Genomic DNA, 1,667 nt, shown 5'->3' with positions numbered 1-1,667 from the left:
GTGTCTGACGGGGCCGTTGTGTCTGACGGGGCCTTTGTGTCTGACGGGGTTGATGTGAGCGTCGGGGTTGATGTGAACGACAACAGGGGTGATGTGAGCGACGGGGCCGGTGAGGCCGGGAGCGGTGGTGCCGGAGGTCGGTGGGAGGGGGCGGAGGCGTTGGTGGCGGCCGCCGTCTGTGGGATCGAGGTGCTGTCCGGGACCGGGCTGTCGTACCGGGAGTTGAAGGGCAAGGTGGCCGCCCTCTGGGGGCTGCTCCTGCCGAGCCTGGTGGGGGAGGCGCGGGCCGGGGAGTACCGGACGTGTGGCGAGGCGGGCGCCGGGGACGGGGGGGGCCTGGAAGCGCTGGGGTTCGTGGCAAGCGGGGGCTAGGTCGGCGTCTTCGATCTTCGAGTGCGGGGTCGGTTCGCCCGTTGGCGGTCGGGCTGCGGTGTGCCGGTTCGTCCGGGCCGCGGCGCCGGGTGTGGTGCGTCCGGCGGGGTCCGGGAAGGGAGGAGCCGAACGTGCGGAGTCGGGTTCAGGCCCAGGTTCAGGGCCGTTGGCAAGCTCGTTGTCAGGGCCGTGGTCGTGGTCGGGGTCGTGGTCAGGTTCGGATTGGTTTTCGGTTTCGCGAAGTGGAGGGGAGACCGTGAAGATTCAGGTTCTGGGTCCGTTGAGTGCCGAGGTCAACGGGGGCTCGATCGTTCCGACTGCCGGTAAGCCGCGCCAGATCCTGGCGCTCTTCTCGCTGCAGCCGGGCCGAGTGATTCCGGTACCCACGCTCATGGAGGAGATCTGGGGTCACGATCTCCCGCAGAGCGCGCTGACCACACTCCAGTCGTACATCCTGCAGCTGCGTCGTCGACTGGGCACCGCCATGGGGCCGGGACGGCCGGGCAGGGCCAAGGAGGTGCTCGCCACGCGGCACGGTGGGTACGTGTTGCAGGTGCCTCCGGAGGCGGTGGACGTGTACACGTACGACCGCCTCCTCGCCCGGGGGCAGAACGCGTTCGAGGCCGGCGACGACGAGGGATCCGCGGCCATGCTGCGGGAGGCGCTCGCGCTGTGGAACGGGCCGGCGCTGGTCGACGTACGGCTCGGCCCGATTCTGGAGATCGAGGTCATGCGGCTGGAGGAGAGCCGCCTGGTCGCGGTCGAGCGGCGGATCGACGTCGACCTGCGGTTGGGGCGGCACACGGAACTCCTGGTGGAGCTGACCGAACTGACGGCGCGGCACCCCCAGCACGAAGGGTTGCACTCGCAGGTCATGGTGGCGCTCTACCGGTCGGGCCGACAGGCGGCGGCGCTGGACGTGTACCGGCGGTTGCGGAACCGTCTGATCGACGACCTGGGGGTGGAGCCGTCGCCGCAGTTGCAGCGCCTGCACCAGGCGATGCTGGCGGTGGACCCGGCGTTGGACGTGGCGGCGGGGGCGAAGCGGGGATCGACGTTCGATCTGTACGCGGCGTAGCCGTTGCCCTGGCCGGGCGGTGTGGTGCGGTGCGGTGCGGTGGCCGGGTCGTGGCCGGGTCGTGGCCGGTGCGGGGCCGTGGTGCGCGGACCGGACTGCGTCCGGCTTTTCGGGGCTCCGCCCCGGACCCCGCGCCTCAAACGCCGGCGGGGCTGAGATGGGGGCTCGCGTGGTGGTTCCTCGGCGGGGCCCCGGTAGGGCTGGGGCTCGCGGGATG

General features: G+C 71.4%; 1 protein-coding gene and 1 pseudogene. Both read left to right on the top strand.

Going from position 1 to position 1,667, the window contains the following annotated elements:
- Window positions 1–372 (top strand): annotated as a pseudogene (locus tag ADK55_RS14375) (hypothetical protein); the annotation flags it as partial.
- Window positions 373–628: 256 nt separating this feature from the next.
- On the top strand, window positions 629–1,450 hold the full coding sequence (locus ADK55_RS14370; protein WP_053678718.1) for an AfsR/SARP family transcriptional regulator: 822 nt from the start codon (window positions 629–631) through the stop codon (window positions 1,448–1,450).
- The last annotated feature ends 217 nt before the right edge of the window (window positions 1,451–1,667 follow it).

This window comes from Streptomyces sp. WM4235, assembly GCF_001279725.1.
GTDB lineage: Bacteria > Actinomycetota > Actinomycetes > Streptomycetales > Streptomycetaceae > Streptomyces.
Note: the sequence above shows the minus strand (reverse complement) of the source record. Positions and strands in the feature narration are given on the sequence as shown.